The organism is Mycoplasmopsis verecunda (assembly GCF_033546915.1).
Lineage (GTDB): Bacteria > Bacillota_I > Bacilli_A > Mycoplasmatales > Metamycoplasmataceae > Mycoplasmopsis > Mycoplasmopsis verecunda.
Map to the genome: position 1 here is coordinate 750,697 of NZ_CP137850.1, position 26,984 is coordinate 777,680.

A 26,984-nucleotide genomic window follows, 5' to 3' on the forward strand; every position below is an offset into this window, starting at 1 on the left:
ATTCTTATGAGAAGAAATAAAATAATGAAAAAATTTTTAATTGCCGGTTTAACTCTAGAAGTAATAATGACTATATTAATGATATTGTGAATTATTTGCTTTCTTACAATTATTGGTTTAATAACGTCTTATTCAATTAATCTGGATTATACAAATATTAGTAATTTAGGTAATAATGATTCACCATATAATATTTATGGATTTTATGCAAATGATTCTATTAATAAAATGCTTACACCTGATGAAATAAATTATCTAGTTACTGTATTAGTTATTAATATATGACTCTTATCTCCAATTTTATTTATATTATGAGTAAGTACTTTATTTATTGTACCTTTATGCGGAATTTCATCTAAGTATGATAATGATACAGAAGTAGTTAAATATACAATGGGAGTTCAAATATCTTATTGATTACAAATTGTTCCTATTGTTATAGCAAATATAGTTAATATAGTTTATTTAAGTATGCTATTGCATAAAATCAATAATCAAATTAAAACTCACAGACAATTAGAAACTCTTACACCTTCAGAAAGAGCAGATATAAATAGTTTATTTTAATATTAGTTCCTTGCGGAACTTTTATTTTGCTATTTAGACAAGGTTGTTATAATATAGCAGTATGAAAAATAAATCAATTAATATCTTATTTTTAGGAGATATTTTTGGTGAACCAGGTGTGAAGACAGTAGAAAAATATCTACCATCACTAATCAAAGATTTTTCAGTAGATTTCACTATAGCACAAGGCGAAAATGTTACTGGTAGAAAAGGATTAGATAAAAACGATTATGATAGACTTTCACAAGCTGGTGTCAATGCTTTTACAATGGGAAACCATGTTTGAGCAAATAGTGATATAGAAAATTTTATTGACAATAGTAATGTAATTAGACCATTTAATATTAATTTAGATTATCCAGGCCAAGGAAGTAAGTTATTTAATGTTAAAAATTCAACATTGAGAGTTACTTCAATTATGGGTATTACATTTAATGAATTAATGTCTCCTTGAAAGGAAACACATGCTAATAATTTCTTTGATGCGATGGATGACTTAATTCAAAATTTCCCTAAAACTGATTTTCATTTTGTTGACTTTCATGCCGAAACTACAAGTGAAAAAAATGTTTTTGCTCTTTATTTAGATGGAAAAGTTGATGCAATTTGTGGAACTCATACTCATGTGCAAACTAATGACGCAAGAATATTACCAAATGGTACATGTTATGTGACTGATGCAGGTATGACAGGGCCAATGAATTCGGCTATTGGAGCAAATTTTGATGAAGTTTACCACAAGATGAGATTTGATGCTCATGAACGTTTTAAAGTTAGCACCAATAATACTCAATTAAATGGGGTGCTGATAAAATTAGATAAACAAAATGGTAATTCTATTGAATTAATTAATATTGCTAATATCTCTATAGATAACTAATTTCAATTAATAATAAATCCACAAGTTTAGTTTGTGGATTTATATTTTGCGAAAATTATTTTTAGAAAATTAACTTTTCTTATTGAATAAAAAGTATAATTTATACATATGAAAAATAATAAACTTCAAATCATTGTAAATTTATTACAAAATGAAAATAAATTTATTATTCATGGTGCATACGCCTTACATTTACAAGGTTTATTAAACCGCGATTTTAATGATATGGATGTTTTAATTTCAAAAGAATATGATTTATACGATAAAAATCAAATAATTGATAAATTTCTTCAGCATAATAGTAATTTTAATGTCATAAAAAGAAATGAATTTATGACATTTACTAAATATAATAATGAAATTGATGTAGATTTTATGGTATTTAAAAATATTCCTTCTTATATGTATTTCTATCATAATAATGCAGATTTATTAAAAGCAAAATATATTTATGGTTTTAAATTATGTCAATTATTTTCACAATATATAAAATTTAAAAATAATAAGTGCTCTGCAGATAACATTTACAAAATTATTGATGATTTAATCTTTTTAAATGATGAATTACAAATAAATAATAAATCATTGTATTTAATTTGAATTCAATGTATATTGATCAACTTAGATTTTGATTTCTGCTTATATCGTGAGCTTCCATATTGTGATATTTCTTTACATAAAGAATTATCAGAATTTATATCTTCTTATAAGGAAAATAATTCATTTGTAATATTATTTGTTTATTTAACAAAAGAAATTCTAAATGCGGAAATAATGTTTGAGCTGTCTAAACTGCATCGAATATTTATAAGATTTTTAGAAACTTTTTATAAACATAAAAACAATTATGGTTTAATGTTTTATATTAATACCTTAAATGATGTTTTAGAACAATTACTATTCTTATTTAATCAAAACATAAACGATATCAATATTAATAAACTCATCAAATATCATAATGATAAATTTATTCTAGATTTTGGTTCGATTTTTCAACCAATTAAAGATAGATATTTACACAAGGAGATATTATGATAATTCATTCTGATAATGTAAATAACATAAAAGATTTTGAATATTCAAAAGAACTAAATATATTTTTATTACAATTAGTAGATATTTTCAATAATGATAATTATTCATTTAAGAACTCAGGTCAGAATGAAAAATTACATCAGTTATATGAAGATTTATATAAATCATTTAACATTGATGATGTTAAAAAGAATTTACCCTATAATATTCTTAATCATAAAACAAAAGCTATTAATGGTAGAGATAAAAGTTTCCTTCGAAAATTAATTTATTATATCGAAGATGCATTATGATATATTGAGCGTGGTAGATTTGATATGTTGATAATGTACAATAAAAATTTTCCAGAATCACAAGGATATCCAAATGATATTGCTCTTTCATTTCAATTAATTTGAGGACTATTTAGAGTATTAAAACCAATTATTACATTTCGTCCAACTCCAGATTATGTAGCTGAAACTATTTTAGGTAGTTATGGTGTTTATAAAGGTATAAAATCAATAAACAATACAATTAACACATTAAAAGAAAAGCATAAACAAAAATTTGATATCACTAGTGATATGGTTAAAGAACTTGCTTCAAGTATAAGAAAACTAATTCCTTATTTGAAAGAGAAAATAGAAGATGTTTTAAAACACAATAAACTTTCCATTCAAGATATAGAATATCAAAATGAATTCTTCTTGTTATTAAGAAGTCAATTGATGACTCTATCAACAATAATAAAGAACCTGCCTAATAATCCATTCACATTCGAGAATATGCTTGATAGATATGCAAAATTTTTAGATATATTAATTGATGCAAATGAAGCAAAGAAACCACTTGATTATGATACAGAAATAGAACCATCATCTAAAATGACTAGATGAGATAAAGAAAACCATACTGCTTGATACTATAATCCAATTGTAGGAGATTATTATGATCCATATTAATAATAAAGAAAAACAGAAAGTTATAAGAAATGCAACATTAGTTAAAATATCATTTGATTTATTATTATGAACTTTTATTTTTGTTTTAATAATCGATATCATTTGAACTATGATACATTTTATAGGAGAACCAGTAATTGATAAACCTGCTCAATTTCGTTTGTTATATGCATCAATATTCTTACCACTTGGTCTTTTATCATTGCTGATAATTCCAACTATAATAGCTTATATTATGGGAGCATCCTCAAAAGCACATCGTGATTTAGTTATGCAAATGTATTTAGAATCTAAAACATTTAAAATGAATAAAGTCATATATCGATATGCTAGATGTATATATCCATTTTCTTTCAAAAAAGAATTAAATAAATTCATTGTTATTAAGGAAACAAATGACTAAACAACAATCTTTAATTGTTAAACCACATAAAATAGTCATAGAGGATTATTACAATTTGTCATATAACAACTTTGTAGCATTACGAACATCACTTTTGGTTATAATGTTTTTCTTCTGTTTAAATATATGTTCAATGATAACATTTGAAATGTTTGTTATTGAACCATTTGATGAAACAGACTTTGTTTATTCTTGAATTTCTTATTTAATTTTAATAATAATTGAATTAATAGTAAGTTCAATTTTCATAGTATTTAAATCATTACAAGAAAAAGTCAAGAATGCATTATTCCCATGTGCTAGCTCAGATGATATTATTTTAGGTTATTTATTATCTAATACATTATTTTTCAAGGTTACTTATTTACTTCTATTGAAATTTACAGTAAGCTGAAGCTATTATCCTTATTTTATAGCTAGGTATATAAATAATCATCTAGATAATGTTGATGATAATAAGCAAAACATTGAATAAAATATTAAGAATTAAAAGCGACTAATCGGTTTAATCGACTAGTCGTTCTTTTATTCTGTAAATTATATTAAATATTGTAGTAAAGATTACTTATTGAGTTGTTCAACTACATCGCTTACATGATTTTTTATTTTATTTAATAGAGATAATACTTTTTGCTTTTGCTCACTATGAAATTTTTCAAAATATTTATCAATAGAGCTTATGCCTAGGTCAATATTTGAGAAATTCATTCAAATATTAGCTACTGCTTTATTCAATGATTCTGCGAAATATGAATCATTATGTGAAATATAATCAATTAATCAATTTGTATAAATAAGTATAGTTTTGAAATTGTACATATATTTGAGTTTTAAATCATTAGAATTGTTTAATGTAGCACACAAAATATCCTCAATTTGATATACTTGAAAGTAATTTAATAACTCATGATTATTTTGCTTTATAAAATTATATGCATCAAACAAATTAGTTTTTAACTCATTATTTTTGATCAATGAAGTCAAATCATAATTAGGAATATTAAAATTATATGTTCCCGATCTCATTTCATATAATGTTCAATACATTGATTTTATAATGTCGTTTAGCTTGCTTTTATTATCATTATTAATTGTCAATATGCTTTTTCTTTCAAATAAATTGATCGATAATAAATCAAATTTAAGATATTCTGATGGGATATTAATATCATTTATTCCAGTTATATATGGTGTTTCAAATTCCGGAGCATTTTTTATAATGTATCATTGTCAAATTGTATCACTATCAAAAATTCATAGTCATGTAGAAGGGTCATTTGGATTAGGAACAATGTCTCTTGTATCTGTGAATAAAGGTTTATCTGATACTCTAGCATACATATATGTAGATAAATATAAAATTAATGAATAAAAGCTATATAAGTTGTTTAGATTATCAATAAAGTTATTGCTAGAAAAATCTAATAGCCTTGTTATATCATCTGTAAATTTAAAATTATGTTGATTTGTAGTACTGTCATTTTTTGCTCTATTAATTGAGTATATATAATAAAGTGAACTAAACTGCTCAAAATTATCAACTATCATATTTTTTGAAATCGGAACTAATGGATTATGAAATTTGCTAGATATTTTTAATTCGGTAATATCTAAAGGTCTAATTTCAAACTTCTTTATTGCTGAAGGGAATTCGTTGTATTGACTGATGATTATGGATTTTAATTCATTAACAAAGTTTTGATTCAATAAATAATTATCATCATTTTTATATTTAGAAAATAAATTGACTATTTCTTCAGATGCTTGATCATCATTTTTGATAATTGCATCTTTTATTTTCTCTTTAATTATTTTTATAGTTCTTCTTTTTTGTTTTTTTAATTCATTTTCATTAATTACTGCTGGTTTGCCATCATTTACATTAGATTTATAGCATGAAGAACTAATTAATGGTAATGTAATACTTGTAATAATTAAAAAAGTTAATAATAGTTTTTTATTTCTCATTTGTAACCTCAGTTGATACAGCCAATGTATTTTTTAAAAGGAATTTCTTTAATTGCTTAATAAACATCTCTTTATATTTAGATTTTATATTTGGCATTTTTATTTCTAAATACAATTTGTCATTTATTAAATAATCATTTCTATCTCTTTGTGTAATTACTATTTGTTCCACTGTCGTGTTTCTTCCGTTACTAAATAATTTTTTTGTATGAACATCTTTTTCGGTTTGATATGGCTTCTGTACATATAAATCAAAAACATCCGCAACTTGAATGAATATATTTTTTAGTTCTTGATTATAAACAATATCCTTATCATCATTATTGATATTATTTCAAAATGACTTATACAAATGATTTGACCAAGCAAGTGATGTCTTTGTTGTTTTATATTGTTGATTGGTATATTGAATTATTGGAATCTTTATGTTTTCTGCAGATACTAATCTTTTTAAGATTTCATCTACTTCTGAAGAGTTAAAATGTATTGTATATGTAGCATTTTTGCTATTAGCATTATGTCTTATTATTTTATTATTGTGAAGAAAATCGCTATTACTTTGTTTGAAATCTATATTAATTCAGTAATCAGAATGATTTTTTAAAGAAGCCAAGACTTTTTTAAAATCTGGTACCCCATATCCTGATAAATGTAATGCATTATTTTCATGTATTCCTTGATATTCTGCACCATTTAAAGTGCCACCTTTATCGCCAAAATAATAATACACATCATTTCCGCCCAAAGCATATTGTTTAGAATATGTAGCTAATGCAGATTTAATTTCTGGTATAGATATTCTTCTATTTAATTTTGCTTCTAAAAGTGTTATAAATCCAGCGATAGTTGGAGCTGCAAAACTTGTCCCTATTAATTCTTTTTCCAGTCCGATTTTTTCATTATTACCATTGAAATTTCATTTAGTTTCGCCTGAACTCGAAACTAATGGATAGTCTTCTCTGAATAATTCGCCTTGTGTAGAAAAATTAGATGGGTAACCCCAAGGATTCACTGAACCCACATAAATAGCATTTTTTGAATTTTTGCCTGGTTGAGTATTATTTAAAATATCAAATTCTGTATTTGTGTATTTGTTGTTTTTGTTTTGAAGTTCTTTAACATATTTAGATAAATAACGCAATATATGTAAGTTACCTTCACTGTTACCAGCTGAAATAACAATTTTCATATTATATAAATTAGCATATGAGTCTATGATTTCCGAAAATGAATTTAATAGATAAAATTTATTATAAAATTTGTTTATATTTTTGTTGAATTCAACTTGTTCAAATTCTGTTTCACCTTTTGTAATTACATCAGATCATAAGTATTTAATATATGATGTTAATCAAGTTTCAAAGAAATTTGCTTCGATATTTTTATTTAATTTATTAAATTCATCTTTAACATTTTCTGGTATATCAAAAACATCATTTATTCTAGAATACTCATTAATTACTAGTTTATTCGAAGAGGAGTCGCTATCAATAAATATATTTCAGAAAGATAAATATAATTCACTTGATGCCATTATTCTATAATAGAAATTCAAAATATATAAAGCCTGCATTTTATAGCTCTGTACACTTATATCTTCAATAATTAGTTGATATTTTGATAATTTATTCTTTCACCATTCTTCTGTTTCATCTCAAATATTTTTCTGTTCTAGTTTCGAAATAAAACTAAGATGGTTAATATATTTTTCAAATTTTGAAATTGACCTATATCATTTAACTCGATTAAATATCTCGAATGGTGTTTGAAAACCTAAACTCATATTAACAACACTAACATTGTTATACAACATACCACGTAGAATTTTTACTAATTGTTTATTTCAATGATAAGTTTCTCATTCAAATTTTGTTAAATTTGAATTACTTGGATAATCTGGTATATTTCATCCTACTCTTGCTGAATATATATCAGAATATCTAGAAATTCCGTTAATTCCAGCCATTAAATCCACAATTGTATTTGCATGTTCACCATACCATTTAGCACCATTATCACTTTTATTTTTGTCACTAATGGATAATTGAAAATAATCATCTATATTATATTTATTAATATTGTCTGCAAATACATTATCATTAAAAGTATATAGAGTTCCCTTGCCACTAAAAGAATGAGTATAATAAACACTATGATCAACATAATCACCATCAATTATCCCAATTGATGGAGTTTTTTGTTTAGGTAAGGATCTTATATCATCAATAATATTTAGTTTTTTAAATAAATCATAATATTTCTCAGCATTATTGATTTCATTATTTGCACTAGCACTAACAAATGATGTTAAGCTAATAAGTGGTACAATACCTAACGGAAATAATTTCAATATTTTTTGAAGTTTCATATATATCTCCTTAAAATATTTATCTATATAAAAATTATATTAAATATTAATATTGAAATTTTTGTTCGAATTTGTTCCACAATTTTCCACATTTTATATTTTCACTAGTGTACAATAGATACAAAAAAATTAATATAATATAGCCGAACAACTGATATATGTCAAATAAGAGCATTAAAAAATGGCTCTCTTTAGGATTAGCCATTATTTTTATTCAATTGCATTTTGCTTGTTTTTGAAATTCATTTTAATAGGACATCCACGAAAATCAAATGTCTCTCTTAATTGATTTTCAAGGAAACGTTGATATGAAAAGTGTAAGTATTTTTTATTATTAACAAAGAATGTGAATGTAGGAATTTTACCTTTTTCTTGACGAACAAAGTAAATATTTAATCTACCACCATTAAATGGAACAGCAGGTTGAATCATTTGAATATCCATTATCAGATTAGAAAGCATTGCTGGTTTAATTTCTCTTTCTAAATTAGTTCTAACCATATTAATGGTGTCGTACAATTTATTAAGTCTTTGATTATATTTAGCTGAAATAAATACAAATGGAACTCATGGTACAAAGTGGAATTTATTTCTTAGTTTCTTTTCGTATTGTGCCATTGTATTTGTTTCTTTTTCCACAAGGTCTCACTTATTTATAACAATAATAACTGGTTTTTCATGTTCTAAAGCATATCCAATTATACGTGAGTCAAAATGAGAAACTTCTTCTTGAGTTGCATCAATAACTATTAATGATAAATCAGCTTCAGCTAATGAATTCATTGCTCTCATTAACCTATGTTTCCAAGTTAACAAAGTGAAAAAATAAATAGCTCTACAGCGTAGGGCTATATTTTTTGACATAGTGAAAATTACACAGAAAAAACCATCAGATACAAGCATTTTTATTTCTCTGTATAACTCAATTTCATTTCTAAATATCTCATTATCTCATGAAGATGAATAAGTAATTTTGCCATCAACTTTAGTGAAGTTTATTTTAGCTACTTTTATTGATTCAATTATTTGAGATGGAGTAACTCTATCTAAAACACCTCATTTATCTTTTTGCTTATGATTTATATATCAAGTTAAATAATTTAATACAACTAATCCTAAAAAACAAATGGTTATATGTCCAAAAATGTGATTATCTGTTCTTACATACATTGGTCTAGCATCTAATGTTGATTTAAGATTCTGAAATTTTCTCTCAATTGTTCATTGTTTTTTGTATATATCAACTATTTCTCTTGCGGTTAGGTCATATCTAGTTGTTTCGAATGCGACATAACCATCAAGTTTAGCATCTTCTTTTAGCATTTCTTCATCTATTGCAATCTTTTGATTCTTGAATTTCTTTGAAGAATTTATATTTCTTATAGGAAATCATGCTTTTGCTGTTGCAGTACCGTCTTTTCCTTTGATTTTGTCAAATCTATCGAGCACTTCTTTTCTTAATATCTTGTCTCTTTTAGCTTTTCAAGTGTCATATATAACAATTCTTCTATATTTTATTCTATTTTCTTCTCTATCATCTACTTGTTGAATTTCTTTATATAATAAACCATCAACTTTTTGGTAATCAGTTTCACTAACTACATATTGCTTGAATTTGTGTGATTCGCCTTTCAATCTAATGGGAAAAATATAATGCATATTTTGATACTTTACATAATCCTTATTTTGTGCCGAATTCATTCCTTTGTCTGCAACAACAGTTACATTTTGTAAATTGTATATTTCACTTAATTCATGAATTGTAGGGATAAAAGTTTTTTAATTAGCTATATTACCTGGTAATAAAACAAAATTTAATGGTATTCCGTTTGTGTCTGTTACCATACCTAAAACTACTTAATTTTCTTTAAATTTACCATCTTTAGAATATCCAGCTCTTTTTAATGAAAACTTTTCTTTCAAATTCTCGTTACCATTAACAAATGTTTCAAAATATAGAGTTGTAGCATCCAAAAATATCAAATTTGCTTCTCTCTTAGTTGATACATTCATTTTTTCATTTATGTTCGCTACTAGTTTTTGTTTGTTATCTGCAACAAAGTCCAAAAAGTTGTAAACTGTTGATTTTTGAATGTTTATTTCATTTACATATTTATCTTTCAGATTGAAACTACGAATTAAACTCCCGGGTTCTAATATTCTTTTTGCTATTAAAAAACTTAAATATTTGTTCACATTCTTTTCTTTACCCGTATTGATATCCTTAAATAAGTTGATTTCATCAATTACTTTGTAAAGTAATTCAATCCCTACATTATATGTTCCGATTTCTATTTTAGATGTTTCAAAATATTCAGCAACTTTATTCTTCACATAGTTTTTATCAGCATCTAGTGGTAAACTTTCAGCAATTTTCTTAAGTATAGAAATAGGATTATTGTGTTTTGTAGATAATTTTGATAATGAACCAATACTTATGCTTTTATCGTATCCTTTACCATAACCGGCTGATATCGCTAATCCAACATAGTAATCATCTTTTTTCTTTGTTTTTGTAACTAATCACTTCTTCATATCACTAATATTTTACCATTTTTCTGTGTAATTATGTAATAAAAAAGATAAAAAAATTATCTCCTTATACTATGTATAAGAAGACATTAACTGATTGAAAAAATAGGTCCTAACTTGGAAACATAGGATAAGAGCATTAAAAAATGGCTCTCTTTAGGATTAGCCATTATTTTTATTCAATTGCATTTTGCTTGTTTTTGAAATTCATTTTAATAGGACATCCACGAAAATCAAATGTCTCTCTTAATTGATTTTCAAGGAAACGTTGATATGAAAAGTGTAAGTATTTTTTATTATTAACAAAGAATGTAAAAGTAGGAATTTTACCTTTTTCTTGACGAACAAAGTAAATATTTAATCTACCACCATTAAATGGAACAGCAGGTTGAATCATTTGAATATCCATTATCAGATTAGAAAGCATTGCTGGTTTAATTTCTCTTTCTAAATTAGTTCTAACCATATTAATGGTATCGTACAATTTATTAAGTCTTTGATTATATTTAGCTGAAATAAATACAAATGGAACTCATGGTACAAAGTGGAATTTATTTCTTAGTTTCTTTTCGTATTGTGCCATTGTATTTGTTTCTTTTTCCACAAGGTCTCACTTATTTATAACAATAATAACTGGTTTTTCATGTTCTAAAGCATATCCAATTATACGTGAGTCAAAATGAGAAACTTCTTCTTGAGTTGCATCAATAACTATTAATGATAAATCAGCTTCAGCTAATGAATTCATTGCTCTCATTAAAGCATAATGATCAACTGATTCAACTAGTTTGGATTTTTTTGTTATTCCAGCTGTATCAATAACATTGTAAACTTTATCATCAATTGTTACTAATGATTTAACGCTATCACGAGTAGTTCCAGGAATTGGTGAAACTATTGAACGTTCTTCTTTAGCTAGATTATTTAAAAGCGAGCTTTTTCCTGCATTTGGTTTTCCAATAATAGCCAAATTAAATGTTTCAATTGATTCTTCTTCTGTGAAATCTAAATCTTCTATACATCTATTTAAAACATCACCAATTCCTTCTCCATGAAGTGCTGAAATCGGAAAAATATGTTTCACTCCTAATTTATATCATGAATAGTCAAATTGTTGATTATCCTCTAATTTATTAGCAACAGCAATAATAGGTTTATTTGATTTTCTTAAAATATTCATAATAAACATATCATCATTAGTAATTTCACTTGTACCATCAAATAGGAAAATAATTACATCAGCTTCTTCAATCGCTATTTTTGCTTGTATTTGAATTTGCTCTTGAAATGGTCTATTTTCTATTTCTATTCCACCAGTATCTATTATTTTAAGTTCTTTGCCTGCTCAATGAATTTTTTCATATAATCTATCACGAGTAACTCCTGGCTCATCATGCACGATAGAAACTTTTTTACCTATTAGCTTGTTGAAAAATGTGCTTTTTCCTACATTTGGTTTTCCAATTATTGCAACTGTATTTTTCATTATTTATTTCCTTCCAGCTGTTTTATTTTATTAGCAACAATATCTAATATATGATTTATAACTTCTTCAGGAGTCATTTCTGTACAATCAACCAATATTGCATCAGCTGTTTTATGAAGTGGGTCAATGGCACGATTCATATCTTGCGCATCTCTTAATTTAACTTCATAAAGCACTTCTTCAAAATTGGTGTTGTATCCTAAAGCTTGATTTTGTTCTAATCTTCTTCTAGCTCTTTCTTCTTCACTAGCTCATAGAAATATTTTTACCTCAGCATGTGGCATAATTTTAAAAGTTGTATCACGCCCATCAATAATGTAACCCTTATGTTTTCTCGTCATATGTTGGATAAAATCAACTGCAAATTCTCTTACTTCTGGTATTTTAGCTACCGTAGGAGTTATTTTTGAAATATAATCAGCTCTTATATCATGTGATATATCAACACCTCTTAATAAAGTGATATCATTAGGCATTAATTTAATCATCCCTTTTTCTAAAGAATCAATTATATTAACAGTATCATGCGATTCAATTCCTTTTTTATTCGCATTATAAGCAATAGCACGGTATACACTTCCACTATTAATAAAAGTATATCCCAAACGTTTAGCTAATTCTTTTGAGATGGTTGATTTACCAGCACCACTAGGTCCATCTATAGCTATATTCACTTTCATAATTCCTCCATAAATAATAAATAAAAATGCACAAAATTATATTTCGAGTTTATTTATTTTTACTCGAGTAGTATTTGTGCTTTTACTTTTCATATCATCTACTTGAGTAACACTTGGTTGTGAATTAATCATTTCTAATATCCATTTATCTTTATCATTAGTTTGATAAAAGGAATAATTATCCATAAAACAATTTGTTAAATTCAAGTAGTCTACTTCTAATTTATCTAATTCTTTTTCTATACGATTAATTGGTTTAATGTCGGTTATAAAAGACTGCTCATCACATCATTCCTGTGGAGCTTGTAGGTTGATTTTTTCTATTTTTACTAATTCAGTACCAAAGAACTTCTTCATCCAATTGATTTCATTTTCCAGCTCATTATTGTCTTGTAAGGCCAGAATTTTTAATCTTTCAAATGATGGAATTTCGTTAGTTGAATACTTAGATTTATAACCTAATTTACCCATAGCTCTATTTTACTATAATAAATTAATTTATTTTTAATAAATTAATGAAAATTTAAAGAAAAAAGCTTATTTGCAAGCTTTTAAAACGGCATTTTTATAAATTTGCTCATCAAGCGGATATATTGAATTAACTTTTTGATAAGCTGTCTTTAATACAAATGTGATATATTCTTTATTATCTTGGAATAATTCTGCAATTGGTTTTCTATTTGTCAATAAACTATGAAATTCTTCACTTATGTTTTTCAATTTACTAGGATCAATTTCTTGTTCATTTATACTTTGATCATAAACTGGTGTTGAATAAATAAACATTAATGAATAATAGACAACTTTGGTAGCATAAATTTTTGGATGCTTCTTAAACATCATAGAGTTTGTGATGTAATCACGAAACATTGTGTAATTTTTTCTATCCTTAATATAACTTTTATCAATATCAAAATTGTATTTTTCAATATCAAAATTATCAAAATCATCTGCTGAAATAGAAATACGATTTTTATTTTTAATTAAAACATATATTGCAAACCCAATAATTCCAGTCATAAATATGTAACAAAAGTATGCAATCATTGCAAAAGCTCCTAGTGGAGAAAAAGCAACATCTTTATGTTCATTTTTCTCGGCTAAAGTATAAATATGAATTACATTTGTTGCATAAAGTACTAATAATAAAGTAACTAAACTTATATAAAATAATGAAAAACCTAATTTTCAATATGTTTGAGTTTGCACTCAATTTAACTTAAAACCAGCTTTAACAAAATTAAAATATCCATACATTTTTAATAATGCATAAAATAGTAAGGATGCTAATATAACAACCATTACATATAATCAATTTAAATTCATAAATTTATTTTACTAAATATTGAAATAATACTGATTTTTTTGTTTTTTTATTTTTAACTAAACATAGTAAAAATATAATTTATTTTAGGTGCTAAAAATTATGTAAATATCACTATTAAATAGAACTAAATAGCAAAATGTGGAACATTTCCACCTTATGAATTTATATGTGTAATTTGTTAAAATAAAAATGTGGTAAGTACAAATTACTTACCACACAAAATAATAATCATTAATTAACAAAAAATCTCAAAACCCTTATTAAATTTATATATATTCTATTTCGTAATAAAAAATAAGAAATGCTCATAGACAAAATAGACATATCCATATCGTTTTAAAATATATCAAGCTATTAGATATTTATTTATATTTTGTAAGTTTTATTAATTTTTACAATCTTTCTATTTTTATTTTCTATTTGAATGTATCTCGTGCTTACTATAATTATTTATTCTCTGTTATTTATCCAATAGTGAGTCTTAACATTATATAACCTATTTCTTTATAGTAAAATCATATTTATTTATTTGTTTTATTATAAATCGTTTTTCAAATATGTTTCTTTTTATATAGGACCTCCTTTATTAGTCTTTCATAGGTATATTACTGACTAAAATTATTAACATTTTATACTCCTTGTATTGATTTATCTAGGAATTCTCCTTTCTTAATATAATGTATTAGGTATAATCTGTATTCTCTTCTTTAATTGCCCTTAACTTTTAAAGACAACATACCTATCTTATTCAAATAATAATAAAAAACGCCTGTTTTTGTGAAAAAACAGGTTTTTTATTTCTTAAAATTATTTAAATAACCAAATAGCACAATTCCGGTTGCTACTGAAACATTTAACGATTGCACTGTTCCATATTGATTAATGTGAATATATTGATCTGAAACTGCCAGAACACTTTTGGATACTCCGCTACCTTCATTACCCATAACAATAACAGTATGCATTGGATATGATACTGAAGCATAATTTACTGAATTATCGTGCAATGTAGTTGCATAAATCCAGTAATCATTATTTTTAAGTTTGGTTAATGTAGCTGACATAGAACTAACTTTATAAAAATTTATTCCAACAAATCCACCAGAAGCAACTTTTAAAGCTGTCGAATTAACTTCTGCACTATTATCTTTAGGTAGTAAAATATGCTTTACTCCAGCTGCATTTGCTGTACGAATAATAGCACCTAAATTTTGCGGATCAACTATATGATCCAAAGCTAATACTATATTTGGTTTTGCTTTAATTAATTGTTCTATATTAGAATAATTAATTGATTTTATTGCAACTATATAGCCTTGATGGTTAGCATTATTTGACATTTGATCTAATATTGCTTTAGATACATATTCAACAGGAATATTTTGCTTTATTTTTATTTTTTTAAAATTTTCATTAATATATATTTTAGAAATATTTAAATTACTATTTATTGCATCTAGAACTGAATTTTTACCTCAGATTAATGTTTCTTTATTGGCTGTATCAACTTTATTGTCTTTTGATACAACTTTTTTGGTTTCTATCTTATTTTTAGGATATTTCTGTGAAATGTCTTTATTTTGTTTTTTATACATAGGTTCCTTAGATTAAATTATTATTTGTTAATTCAGCTCTTAATTTATCCGCTTCTTGATAATTTTTAGTTTGTAATTGTGCTTGTCAATTGTTATAGATTTTTTCATAATGTTTAAAATCAATCTTATTAAATTCGTAACCTAATGAATTAAATATCATTATTATTGTTGCAAAATATTTTTCTTCTTTGGATTTATTAGCTTGCTTGATTAAATCATTGACTAATTTGTTGAAATTAGAAAATTTCATATCAGCAACTGATTGCATAGCTTGAGTAAATAACTCCTTGTCAAAGTTATTTTCATTAAATTGATTTAAATATGCTGTGAAATAAATTCTTTTAATTTTATTTAAAAATGTAGTTACTGATTTTAATGAATCTTCATCGATATTAATTTCACTTGTAAAACCATTTTGTAAAAATATTGTTTTTAGTACATCTGCACTATAAGTATTTAAGAAATCTTTAGGTAAAATAACATTTTGTAATGATTTTGACATCTTAATTCCATTTAAATTAATTTGTCCTGTACGAAGTCAATTTTTAGCTATATTATTACCTGTTAAAGCTAAAAATTGAATATTTTCATTTTCATGATGTGGAAATGTTAAATCCATTCCACCACTATGAATATCAACACCATCATTTTCAAAATGTTTATTAATTAAAACAGCACATTCGGTATGTCAACCTGGACGACCATTAGAAAAAGGCGATGGATGCGTAACTCCGACTTTTGTTTTCTTTCATAGAGCAAAATCAAAAGGTGATTTTTTCAATGAACTAAATTCAGATTCTTCCGAAACCATATTTTGAAGTTTTTGATTTGATACAGTGCCATATTTATCTTGGTATTTTAAAACATCAAATCATACATTACCCTCTGCATCTTGATATGCTGCTCCAATATTGATTAAATTACTAATAAATTTAATAATTAAATCTAAATTTTCAGTCACATATTCGAGATTTGTTATTGTATCCACATTAAATTTATTTAAGATATCAAGATACTTATTAGCGTATTCTTTAGCTATTTCGCTTTCACTTCTTCCAGTTTGAAAAGCTTTATTTATTATTTTGTCATCAATATCGGTAATATTATGAACAAATTTAAATTCTTTACCTAATGCACGATATGCTTTTAGAATTAAATCCATAGTAACAATTGGTCTTAAATTACCAATATGAACATCATTATAAACAGTGGGTCCGCAAGTATAAATTTTAGTCATCTTAAGCACCTTTCTTTATTTTTGTAATTATATTATATTAGCAAGTAAATATTGCAAAAATTACTATAAGCAAGCTATCTAAAAATAAGTATTAAAAGGTATATAAAATTAATAATTTTATATAATATAAAAAATTATTACATTACCTATATTTTAAGGAGTATGATGTCATTAAAACAAAGAGTAAAAAGTGTCATTGTTAAATCACTTATTAATTTACAATCTGAAGGTTTTTTTACTAGTGAATTAGATATTGAAACATTAAATTTTAATGTTGTTCAACCTAATGTACCTGAAAATCTAAATGTAGAACAATTACAATATGATTTTTCAACAAATATTGCATTTGTTGTTAAGCAATATGCTGAAGTAAAAAATCCTTTAGCTATAGCTGAAAAAATAGTTGGCTTATTAAAACAAGATAAGATTTTTAAACAAATTGATATAGCTAAACCAGGATTTATTAATTTCATTTTATCTGATAATGTCTTTTTAGATGTAATTAGTGAAGTTTTAGAACAAAAATCATCTTTTGGTGGAAACTATATTAAAAACGAAAAATTAAATGTTGAATTTGTTTCAGCTAATCCAACTGGATTTCTCCATGTTGGTCATGCTAGAGGGGCGGCTTTCGGAGATTCATTAGTTAGAATAATGAGACATGCTGGATATTTAGTTGAAGCTGAATATTATGTTAATGATGCAGGAAATCAAATTAATGTATTAACTAATTCATTATGAGTAAGATATAGTGAATTATTTGGAATTAATCATACAATGCCAGAAGATTGCTATAGAGGAAATGATATCATTTGAGCCGCACAATTAGTCAGAGATAATTACGGCGACCAATTCCTTGAATTAACTGAAGAAAAAAGAGCTAAACTAGCAAATATTGCAACTGAAATAATGCTTGATAAAATCAAAGAAGATTTAAATCAATTTAATGTTTCATTCAATACTTTTTCAAGTGAAAAAGCAATTAAAGAAAGTGGATATATTGAAAAAACACTAGAAACATTAAAACCAAATACATACGAACAAGATGGTGCTTTATTCTTAAAAACTGAAACACTCGGAGATGATAAAGATCGTGTTTTAGTTAAATCAAACGGTGATTACACATATTTCTTACCTGATATTTCATATCACCAATATAAGTTTTCAAAATGCAATAAGTTAATTAATATTTTTGGTGCCGATCATTCAGGTTATATTCAAAGAATGAAAATTGCTATGCAATATTTAGGATTTAATCCAGATGATTTAGATATTTTAACCATTCAATTAGTTCGTTTAATTAAAGATGGTCAAGAATTTAAAATGTCTAAGCGTGCAGGAACTTCAGTTACTTTAGCTGATTTAATGGATGTTTCTTCTACAGATGCAATTAGATTTATGATGTTAACTAGAGAAATTAATAATAAGTTTGACTTTGATATCGATTTTGCTAACTCAAAAGATTCTAAAAACCCAGTATTTATCGTCCAATATGCTCATTCACGTGCTGTATCATTATTAGATAGAATTTCTCAGGACCAAATTAATCAAGATATCCAATTTACAGATAAAGCTAAAAAACTAATTGTTGAATTAGATAATTTTGATGAGCTTATTAAAACCATCATAACAACAACTAAGGTTAATTTAATGACTCAATACTTAATTAATTTAGCTAAATTATTCAATAGTTTCTATGCAGAAACCAAATTACTTGATCACCCAGATCAAAGTACATATGCTTACTTAGTGCAAGCTGTACAAATTATTTTACAATTAGGACTAAATCTTATCGGTGTTTCTGCTCCTAAATCAATGTAATTTCAAATAATAAAGTATAATAAAAACAATTTCAAAGGGGATAATTATGTCAAGAACAATGTTAGAAATCGCAATTAATAAAGTTAATCAAAATCCAGGAGTAGAATTTACATTCTTCGAATTATTTGATGCTGTTGAAAACGAACTAAAACCAGAATGAGAAGTTCGTTTTGTTTCAGAAGATAAACCATATGAAAAAGTTCGTGAAACAAAAATGGGTGAATTATATCGTTTATTAACAGTTGATAAAAGATTCCAAAGAACTGCTGATGAAAATTGAGAAGGAAAAAACACAGATTTTTAGAAGGTATTTATGGCTTTAGTCAATGCAAGAGATATGCTTAAAAGAGCAAGAAAAGGAAAATATGCTGTTCCTCATTTTAATATCAATAATTTAGAATGAACTAAAGCAATTTTACTTACTTGTGAAGAAATGAAATCACCTGTTATTCTTGGTGTTTCAGAAGGTGCTTTAAAATACATGGGTGGATTTGCTACAGTTTCAGGAATGGTACTAGGAATGATTAAAGATTTTAAAATCACAATTCCTGTTGCTTTACACCTAGATCATGGTTCATTTGATGGATGTGTACAAGCTATTAATTCAGAAGCTTTTACATCAATTATGTTTGATGGATCGCATCTACCATTTGATAAAAATAAAGAAATGACACAAGAATTAGTCTTTTTAGCTAATTCAAGAAATATGTCTGTTGAAGCTGAAGTTGGTTCAATTGGTGGAGAAGAAGATGGAATCATTGGTGAGGGAGAAATTGCTGATGTTAAACAAGCTGTTTCACTAGCTCGTCAAGGTATTACAGTTTTAGCTGCGGGTATTGGTAATATACATGGAATTTATCCTAAAGAATGAAAAGGATTAAATTTTGATGTTTTATCAGAATTAGCTACCGAGACCAGATTAGGAATTGTACTTCATGGTGGTAGCGGAATCCCGAAAGATCAAATTCAAAAAGCTATTTCATTAGGAGTAACTAAAATTAATGTTAATACTGAATTACAATTAGCTAACCATGATGCTATCAGAGAATTTATCATTTCAGGAAAAGATTTAGAAGGTAAAAATTATGACCCACGTAAGCTTTATAAACCAGGATATGAAGCTATGTGCAAGGTAATTAAAGAAAAAATTCTAGAATTCGGATCGCAAGAAAAGGCATAAGCCTTTTTTTATTATGGATTTTTAATTTTAGTAAAATTATAATATGAAAAAATTTAAGACAATATTATTAGCTCTTGCAGGCATTACTGTAAGTACATTTCCTATCATAGCGGCTTCTTGCTGAAATGATCAAAATCAAAAAGAACCTGAAAAAACTAGTGATCCAATAGATAATCCACCAGTTGCAGTTCCTATCGAACCGCCGTCTGAAGATCCTGTTACACCACCTGAAACAGATCCTAAACCACCTTCAGGCGACCCTGCTATCACCCCCCCAATTAGCGATCCTGCTCAAGCAATTAAATTATTAAGTAAGCAAATAACTAATGTAATAACTACTCAATTATTATCATTAGCAGAGATTAAAAATGATAAAGATTTCGTTTCGTATTTAGATACTAAAGTATCAGAGCTTGATAAATTACAAAATTCAACAATAAATATTGAACAATTACCAGAATTATCATCTAAACTAACTAATGAAGCGCTTAATTTAGATAAGATTTATCAAACATTTACAAGTGAAGATGAATTAAATAAGAAAGTTAAATCTGAATGAATTAAATTTAATACAGCTTATAGCAAAATCGTGTCTAAAGCTCTTCATATAAAAGATCATGACTTGATTTTTGAAGAAAGTAAGGCAAAATATAAAGATTTTATTAATAATTTAAATAGAAATTACTCATCTGAAAGATATACCTTTATTTCTAACAATCAATCACCTACAAATTTTGTCGAATTAAATCAAAATATAATAAGAGATTATAAAGATTTTATGAAAGGTCATTTACCTACAAATTATGCAGTATTAGAAAATATTAATGATGTCGTAGATGGTGATACTATATATGGTGTAATCATTGGTATTCCACAATTTGCAGGTCAAGATATAACGGCACAATATTTCCCAGCACTTAGTTCAAAAGATAAAAATAAATTATTAGGCATTAGATTTAGAGGTGTAGATACACCCGAAACATTTAAACCAACTCGACCAGACAAGAATGCTAAATTAGCACCAAAAGAAAACGAATATGCACAATTAGCAAAAGAAAATTTACGAAAAATAGTTGAAGATGAATACGGAATATTTTACCTTAAGAAAACTACAGAAGATAAATATGGAAGATGAATTTCATTCTTTTTCCCAGATTCATCAATGAAACTAGCAGAAGAATTTGGTGTACAACAAGTTGCAGCTGGACTTGCACAAGTTCAATACATTCAGGATAAAAATCCTAATAAACTTTTCTATACAAACACACCTTTAGAAAAAGAATACTATAAATTTGTATTACAAGTACAACAGAAAGCTATGAAAGAAAAAGTTGGATTTTGAAAAGAAAATATTAAAGATGTATTCCATGTTGGATAAGTACCTAGCTTAGGTACTTTTTTATCTACCTCATAGTCATTAAAATTATTACATAGTACATTTGCATATATTTCAAAAATACCTAAATTTGGTATAATTCTTATAAATATAAATATTTATAAGAATTGGAGTTAAAATGTCTGACCAAAAACAACAAAATAATAATTATAATGCAAGTAATATTCAGTTTCTAGAAGGTTTAGAACACGTTAGAAAAAGACCTGGAATGTATATTGGTTCTACATCAAAATCAGGACTTCATCATCTTGTATGAGAAATTGTTGACAACTCAGTTGATGAATGTATGGCGGGTTTTGCTTCTCGAATTGATATTACTATTGCTCCAGATAACTCTATCATAGTTGAAGATAATGGTCGTGGTATTCCTGTAGACACTCATGAAAGATTTAAGATATCAGCATTAGAAGTTGTATTAACTAAACTTAATGCTGGTGGTAAATTCGAATCAAATGCTTATAAAGTATCAGGTGGATTACATGGTGTTGGTGCTTCAGTTGTTAATGCTTTATCTGATTCATTTAAAGCATGAGTAAAAAGAAACGGAAACATTTATTTCGCTGAATTTGCTAACGGTGGAAAAACTATTCAATCAACACACATTATTGGAACTTGTGATGAAAATGAGACAGGAACTAAAATTCAATTCCATCCTGACTATTTAGTAATGGAACAACTTCCTTTTGATAAAGAATTAATTATAGACCATGCTAAACAAATTGCTCACCTTAATAAGGGACTTTATGTATCAGTAACAGATTTAAGAGATAATACTCAAGTTGAATTCCAATATGATAATGGAATTATTGACTATGTAAATGAACTTAATGAAGGATATAAACCAGTTACACCAGTTATTTATGCTGAAGGTGAATATACGACTAAGAATCTTAAAGGAGATGATGTTGCTATCGGAGTAGAAGTTGCAATGCAATATCTCTCTGATTTATATCGTGGTAATATCATTTCATATACCAATAATATTTCAACTCATGAAGGCGGATCACATGTTTCGGGATTCTATGATGCTTTAATGAGGCTAGTAAACAACTATGGTATTGAGCACGGAATAATTAAAACAGATGCTGAAAAATTTACTCGTGATGATTTATTAGAAGGGGTAACAGCAGTTATTTCAATTAAACACCCAGATCCTGAATTTGAAGGTCAAACAAAAGGAAAACTTGGTTCTAAGGATGCCCGTCAAGCTGTAAATAAAGTATTTAGCCCTATACTTGAAAGATTTCTAAATGAAAATCCAGATTTAGCTAAGAAAATATTAGAAATAGCTACAACAGCTCGTAAAGGTCGTTTAGCATCAAATGCTGCTAGAGAAAATGCTAGAAGAAAAAATGTTTTCGAAAGTGGTGGATTACCTGGTAAACTTTCAGACTGTAGTTCAAAAAATGCTGAAATTTCAGAACTTTATATTGTCGAAGGGAACTCAGCTGGTGGTAGTGCTAAAATGGGACGTGACCGTAAAACACAAGCTATTTTACCATTAAGAGGGAAAATAATTAATGTCGAAAAATCACGTCAAGAAAAAGTGCTTGCTAATGAAGAAATTCTTTCTCTAATTACAGCACTTGGAACCGGATTGGGCGATAACTTTAATATTAATAAATTAAGATATCATAAAATAGTTATTATGACTGATGCCGATGTTGATGGTGCTCACATTAGAACTTTACTTTTAACATTCTTCTATAGATATTTTAAGCCTTTAATTGAGCATGGATTTATTTACATTGCTCAACCACCTCTTTACAAAATTCAACAAAATAAATTTGTTGCATATGCTTTCAATGATGCACAAAAAGATGCAATATTAGCTGATTTAAATCCAAATACTAAAATTACTATTCAACGTTACAAAGGACTTGGAGAAATGGACCCAGAACAATTATGAGAGACAACAATGGATCCTGAAAATAGAAAAATGCTTCAAGTGCAAATTGAAGATGCTTATAAAGCTGATCAAGTATTTGAAACACTTATGGGTGAACGCGTTGAACCTAGACGCGAATTCATTCAAGCTAATGCTAAATATGTTAAGAACATTGACTTATAATAAAAATTCCAGAGAATTCAATCTCTGGATTTTATTTTGCTTTATTAACGGATAATATCAACTAAATTCTTCATTAATGAAACAACTGTCATAGGGCCAACTCCACCTGGTACAGGAGTAATAGCAGAAGCTTTTTCTTTAACCGATTCATAATCAACATCACCACATAATTCATTAGTTAATTGATCATCTAAATTAGTTCCTACATCAATAACAATAGCTCCATCTTTTATGTTATTAGCTTTGACATATTTAGCTACACCAATAGCAACAATTACAATATCTCCTGATTCAACACCTTTAATACCTGTTGTTTCATTATATGTAGCTACAGTTGCTCCCATTCTTTTAATAATGTGAGCTAGTGGTTTTCCAACAACATGTGAACGACCTACAACACAAACTTTTTTATCCCTAACATCAATATTGTAGTATTCCATTAACTCTAAAACTCCACGAGCTGTAGCAGGAACAAAGTGTTTTTCAGGTTGATCATTATAAAGTCTAAATTCATTTTTGCTTGTTAATCCATCAATATCTTTATCATATGGAACAGCATCAAGGATTACTTGTGTTGGTAAATGTTTAGGCAATGGTAATTGCACGATAATACCATCATGTTTTTCATTAATTCTATCCATTCTTTTGAGTAATCTATCTTGAGAAATATCTTCAGGGAATTTGTATAAAGTTGCTTCAATTCCTAAATCTTCAGCAACTCTTAACTTATGCTTAATATATTTATTCGATGCTTCATTATCTCCAACTTGAATAATTGCCATAGTTAAGGCTCTTGGCAATTCAAGTTCAATTAATTCTTGTTTTAATTTCGCTAATTCAGCTTTAGCAAGTTCTTTTCCATTTAATATTTGCATCTTAATTCCTCCTCGTATTGTGCGAGTTCTTCACTATATTTTTTTAGTTTATTTTCTTCAGCTTCGACTTTATCTCTAGGTGCTTTCGCTACGAATTTTTCATTGCTTAAAATACCTTTGGCACGAGCTATTTCGCTTTTTACAAATGCTATTTTTTGTTCTAATAGCTCTTTATTTTTTGCTTTAGTTTCTTGTGATTGCTTGATGTATAAAGTATTATTTTCTAAAGCTATTAAGTAATCTTCATTTGCTTCTATATCAGCATAAGCCATTTTATTAATCATTGCAATAGCATTATCATTTAACTTATTTACTAATGAATATAAAATAACTTCTTTTTTAGAAATAGAATTTTCTTCACGATATTTTCTTATTTCTGTTACTACAGAAATAACATCATTTATATATGAAGCTTCTGTTTGTGTATTAAATAAAGGCCATTGTTGTTCTAATAATTCTTCATTAAAAATTTCACTAAATAATCTATCAGTTATAAATGGTAAGAACGGATGAAGTATAACAAGTGATTTTTTTAATACTTCCATTGCTGATTTCTTACTGTAAGCTGTCTTAAGAAATTCAACATATCATCCTGATAAATCATTAAATAAATAACGATAAATTTCAGTTCCTAATACTGCAAAATCATAAGATTTCATATGATGTGAAATTTTGCTTTCTAAATTTGCTAATTTTTCCATAATTCATTTATCAGCGTCAGTTTCTTGTACATCATTTTGAGGTAAATCACTAATGTATTTAGCGATATTTCATAATTTATTATTTACTCTTCAAGCTGCTTCCACTTTTTCATCGCTAAATTTAATATCTAATCCTGGTGTAGTATTAGTTATTAAGAATCATCTTAAAGCATCTGAACCGTATTTATCAACCATATCCATTGGATCAACACCGTTATTTAATGATTTAGACATTTTTCTACCTTGTGCATCACGAATTAATCCATGTAGTAATAATTCATTAAAAGGTTTTTGTCCCATGAATTCTAATCCGAAGAAATACATTCTAGCTACTCAGAAAAATATAATATCGTATCCTGTAACCAATAAAGAAGAAGGATAATATCTTTTAACTAATTTATCTTCTTGTGGTCATCCTAGAAAGACAAAAGGTGCTAAACCTGATGAAAATCAAGTATCTAGTACATCAGGATCTTGAATTCATCCGCCACCAGGACATTGAATTTGAACTTTCATTTCGCCGTTTGCATTATATCAAGCAGGAATTCTATGTCCTCATCATAATTGTCTCGAAATAGTTCAATCGTAAACATTTTCCATTCATTGTCTCATTGTGTTTTCAAAACGTTTAGGGAAAAATTCAACACCATTTCCTGAATTTAAATCATTGATAATTAAATCTCTAAAATGATCCATTTTTACGAATCATTGAGGCAGAACCAATATTTCCACAGGAGTTTTTGAACGATCTGAAATTCCTACATTTGAAATTGTTGTCTCAACTTTTTCTAATAAGTTATTTTGCTCTAAATATTTTGCAATTGCTTCACGAGCTTGGAAACGTTCCATTTTATGGAATTGAGGTAATTCTTGATAATTAATATAACCTTGTTTATCAATAGTTTCTAATATTTCAAAACCAAGTTTTTTCATAATATCAATATCAGCCTCAGCATGAGCACTTAGTTTCATTAATCCTGAACCAAATCCGATTTCAACATATTCATCAGCAATGATTGGCAATCTTTTTCCAGTAACTGGGTGAATTACATATTTACCAGCTAAATGTTGATATCTTTCATCATTTGGATTATATACTACAGCCACATCACTTAGCAATGTTTCTGTTCTAACAGTAGCTATAACTAAATAGTCATTTGAATTTTCAACCGGATATTTAATGTAATACATTTTTTGTTCAGTTGGTTCATTATTTACTTCAATATTAGATAATGCAGTTTGCAATTTAACATCCCAGTTAATTGCTTTAACACCTTTATAAATAAATCCTTTGTTATATAAATCAACAAAAACTTTTTGCACTGCTTGATTAGCTTTTTCATCTAAAGTAAAACGTTCACTAGAATAATCAAGAGCTAATCCAATTGTTGATCATTGCTTTCTGAATAATTCAGCATATTGAACTTTTCATTCTCACACACGACGAATAAACTCTTCACGGCCTAAATCATGACGATTTAAACCTTCTGCTTTATAAATTTCGTCTTCAACTTTAGATTGAGTGGCTATTCCAGCATGATCCATTCCAGGAAGTCATAAAACATCAAAACCATTTAATTTTTTGTATCTAATTATTGTGTCTTGTATATATACATCTAATGCATGGCCTAAATGCAATTTCCCTGTTACATTTGGTGGCGGTAGCAAAATTGTAAATGGTTTTTTAGTCTCATCATGAGTTTGAAAATATTTCTTTTCTTGCCATTTTTGATCAATTCCTGCTTCAACTAATTTATGATTATATGATTTATCCATGATACTCCTAAAGTTTATAAATTAAATAATTTATAAAGACTATTACAATTATATAATATTTTGCAAAAAATCGCATTATTATACAGTTTTAAATTTAAAAGCAAAAATTTTTTTAAAATTATTTTTTATCTCTACTATTTAA

23 protein-coding genes are annotated in these 26,984 nt (G+C 26.6%); 11 read left to right on the forward strand and 12 right to left on the reverse strand.

The features are described from left to right. The first annotated feature begins 24 nt into the window (after positions 1–24). From SAM46_RS02865 to SAM46_RS02890, 6 genes are all read left to right on the forward strand, one after another. A complete protein-coding gene (locus SAM46_RS02865; RefSeq protein WP_143826111.1) occupies positions 25–567 on the forward strand; it encodes a hypothetical protein in 543 nt (180 codons plus the stop codon). 61 nt (positions 568–628) lie between these two features. After that, positions 629–1,447 (forward strand): TIGR00282 family metallophosphoesterase, encoded by an 819-nt coding sequence (locus SAM46_RS02870; RefSeq protein ID WP_078747014.1) that lies wholly within the window; start codon positions 629–631, stop codon positions 1,445–1,447. 108 nt (positions 1,448–1,555) lie between these two features. After that, entirely contained in the window at positions 1,556–2,485 is a 930-nt protein-coding gene (locus tag SAM46_RS02875) for a hypothetical protein (RefSeq protein WP_078747013.1), read from the forward strand. Further along, a complete protein-coding gene (locus SAM46_RS02880; protein WP_078747012.1) occupies positions 2,479–3,426 on the forward strand; it encodes a hypothetical protein in 948 nt (315 codons plus the stop codon). The genes SAM46_RS02875 and SAM46_RS02880 overlap by 7 nt, the downstream gene beginning before the upstream one ends. Continuing rightward, complete coding sequence (locus SAM46_RS02885; protein WP_078747011.1) at positions 3,413–3,829, forward strand: hypothetical protein; 417 nt, start codon at positions 3,413–3,415, stop codon at positions 3,827–3,829. Before SAM46_RS02880 ends, SAM46_RS02885 begins: the two co-directional genes overlap by 14 nt. Beyond that, complete coding sequence (locus tag SAM46_RS02890; protein ID WP_078747010.1) at positions 3,822–4,304, forward strand: hypothetical protein; 483 nt, start codon at positions 3,822–3,824, stop codon at positions 4,302–4,304. Before SAM46_RS02885 ends, SAM46_RS02890 begins: the two co-directional genes overlap by 8 nt. An 86-nt stretch (positions 4,305–4,390) precedes the next feature. On the opposite strand, the gene SAM46_RS02895 is transcribed toward SAM46_RS02890, so the two are convergent. From SAM46_RS02895 to SAM46_RS02940, 10 genes are all read right to left on the reverse strand, one after another. After that, a complete protein-coding gene (locus tag SAM46_RS02895) occupies positions 4,391–5,797 on the reverse strand; it encodes a hypothetical protein (RefSeq protein ID WP_078747009.1) in 1,407 nt (468 codons plus the stop codon). Then, entirely contained in the window at positions 5,787–8,165 is a 2,379-nt protein-coding gene (locus SAM46_RS02900) for a S8 family serine peptidase (protein ID WP_078747008.1), read from the reverse strand. Before SAM46_RS02900 ends, SAM46_RS02895 begins: the two co-directional genes overlap by 11 nt. Before the next feature lie 210 nt (positions 8,166–8,375). Beyond that, a complete protein-coding gene (locus tag SAM46_RS02905; RefSeq protein WP_318635647.1) occupies positions 8,376–9,935 on the reverse strand; it encodes an IS1634 family transposase in 1,560 nt (519 codons plus the stop codon). Between the two features lie 87 nt (positions 9,936–10,022). After that, positions 10,023–10,700, reverse strand: a complete 678-nt coding sequence (locus SAM46_RS02910; protein WP_318635567.1) for a hypothetical protein — start codon at positions 10,698–10,700, stop codon at positions 10,023–10,025. A 172-nt stretch (positions 10,701–10,872) separates the two neighbouring features. Beyond that, entirely contained in the window at positions 10,873–12,183 is a 1,311-nt protein-coding gene (gene der / locus SAM46_RS02915; RefSeq protein ID WP_318635568.1) for a ribosome biogenesis GTPase Der, read from the reverse strand. Then, positions 12,183–12,863, reverse strand: coding sequence for a (d)CMP kinase (gene cmk / locus SAM46_RS02920; RefSeq protein WP_078747188.1), 681 nt, complete (start codon positions 12,861–12,863; stop codon positions 12,183–12,185). The genes der and cmk overlap by 1 nt, the downstream gene beginning before the upstream one ends. A 36-nt stretch (positions 12,864–12,899) precedes the next feature. Next, positions 12,900–13,334: a hypothetical protein gene (locus tag SAM46_RS02925; RefSeq protein WP_078747189.1), complete on the reverse strand. Its 435-nt coding sequence runs from the start codon at positions 13,332–13,334 to the stop codon at positions 12,900–12,902. A gap of 66 nt (positions 13,335–13,400) precedes the next feature. Next, a complete protein-coding gene (locus SAM46_RS02930) occupies positions 13,401–14,189 on the reverse strand; it encodes a hypothetical protein (RefSeq protein WP_078747190.1) in 789 nt (262 codons plus the stop codon). 795 nt (positions 14,190–14,984) lie between these two features. Further along, entirely contained in the window at positions 14,985–15,785 is an 801-nt protein-coding gene (rlmB, locus tag SAM46_RS02935; RefSeq protein ID WP_078747191.1) for a 23S rRNA (guanosine(2251)-2'-O)-methyltransferase RlmB, read from the reverse strand. 7 nt (positions 15,786–15,792) lie between these two features. After that, the gene (locus tag SAM46_RS02940) at positions 15,793–17,022 is read right to left on the reverse strand and encodes a class I tRNA ligase family protein (protein ID WP_078747192.1); all 1,230 of its coding nucleotides are present in this window, start codon (positions 17,020–17,022) and stop codon (positions 15,793–15,795) included. Between the two features lie 165 nt (positions 17,023–17,187). Here SAM46_RS02940 and argS point away from each other — a divergent pair, with 165 nt between their 5' ends. The 5 genes from argS (at position 17,188) to SAM46_RS02965 (ending at position 23,490) form a co-directional block, all read left to right on the forward strand. Continuing rightward, positions 17,188–18,843: an arginine--tRNA ligase gene (gene argS, locus SAM46_RS02945; RefSeq protein WP_078747193.1), complete on the forward strand. Its 1,656-nt coding sequence runs from the start codon at positions 17,188–17,190 to the stop codon at positions 18,841–18,843. A gap of 46 nt (positions 18,844–18,889) precedes the next feature. Further along, the gene (rpoE, locus tag SAM46_RS02950; RefSeq protein WP_143826130.1) at positions 18,890–19,147 is read left to right on the forward strand and encodes a DNA-directed RNA polymerase subunit delta; all 258 of its coding nucleotides are present in this window, start codon (positions 18,890–18,892) and stop codon (positions 19,145–19,147) included. A 9-nt stretch (positions 19,148–19,156) separates the two neighbouring features. Continuing rightward, a complete protein-coding gene (gene fba / locus SAM46_RS02955; protein WP_078747195.1) occupies positions 19,157–20,023 on the forward strand; it encodes a class II fructose-1,6-bisphosphate aldolase in 867 nt (288 codons plus the stop codon). A gap of 43 nt (positions 20,024–20,066) precedes the next feature. Continuing rightward, positions 20,067–21,401 carry a thermonuclease family protein gene (locus SAM46_RS02960; RefSeq protein WP_078747196.1) on the forward strand — a complete coding sequence of 445 codons (1,335 nt, stop codon included), beginning with the start codon at positions 20,067–20,069 and terminating at the stop codon, positions 21,399–21,401. A 136-nt stretch (positions 21,402–21,537) separates the two neighbouring features. Continuing rightward, positions 21,538–23,490, forward strand: a complete 1,953-nt coding sequence (locus SAM46_RS02965; protein WP_078747197.1) for a DNA topoisomerase subunit B — start codon at positions 21,538–21,540, stop codon at positions 23,488–23,490. A 44-nt stretch (positions 23,491–23,534) separates the two neighbouring features. On the opposite strand, the gene SAM46_RS02970 is transcribed toward SAM46_RS02965, so the two are convergent. Then, entirely contained in the window at positions 23,535–24,365 is an 831-nt protein-coding gene (locus SAM46_RS02970) for a bifunctional 5,10-methylenetetrahydrofolate dehydrogenase/5,10-methenyltetrahydrofolate cyclohydrolase (protein ID WP_078747198.1), read from the reverse strand. After that, positions 24,353–26,842, reverse strand: coding sequence for a valine--tRNA ligase (locus SAM46_RS02975; RefSeq protein WP_078747199.1), 2,490 nt, complete (start codon positions 26,840–26,842; stop codon positions 24,353–24,355). The genes SAM46_RS02970 and SAM46_RS02975 overlap by 13 nt, the downstream gene beginning before the upstream one ends. Between the last annotated feature and the right edge of the window lie 142 nt (positions 26,843–26,984).